Origin of the sequence: Acinetobacter courvalinii, from assembly GCF_014635545.1 — a bacterium.
GTDB classification, from domain to species: domain Bacteria; phylum Pseudomonadota; class Gammaproteobacteria; order Pseudomonadales; family Moraxellaceae; genus Acinetobacter; species Acinetobacter courvalinii.
Genome location: NZ_BMDA01000025.1, coordinates 1 through 536 on the forward strand (window position 1 = coordinate 1; position 536 = coordinate 536).

The following is a 536-nucleotide window of genomic DNA, read 5'->3' on the forward strand; positions in this document are numbered from 1 at the left end:
CTATCACGTCTTTCATCGCCTCTGACTGCCAAGGCATCCACCACATGCACTTAATTACTTGACTATACAACCCCAAACAGTCGTTACACCTACAAGTGGGTGTAGCAACAGAATCAATGTAAACATTAATTCATACAGCTTGTTGTTTCGTGAACTTAATCACCGTACAGCTTCAATCTAAATTCATATACCAAAACGCTTGATTCAGTGTTTTTGCTAGTTCTCATTTCATTCAACTTAAACATCGAAACGTTTAAATGAAAGAATGAGTGAACAATTTATTTCAGACTCAATTCTACTAATCTGTTAATGATCAACTACCACCTCGTCGGTGCGTAGTAAACTGTGATAAATCACAGAGATTAATAAACCAGTCAATTCAGACCGTATTCACTAAACTCTATAATCTATTTAGCTCAGAATTACTAAGTAATTCATGGTGGAGACTAGGAGAGTCGAACTCCTGACCTCCTGCGTGCAAAGCAGGCGCTCTACCAACTAAGCTAAGTCCCCAGCTTACAATCATAATGAACGAT

Annotated in this window: 1 tRNA gene; it reads right to left on the minus strand. The window is 38.2% G+C overall.

What is annotated here, in order from left to right:
- Nucleotides 1-437: 437 nt before the first annotated feature.
- Nucleotides 438-513, minus strand: a tRNA-Ala gene (locus IEV39_RS18395).
- Between the last annotated feature and the right edge of the window lie 23 nt (nucleotides 514-536).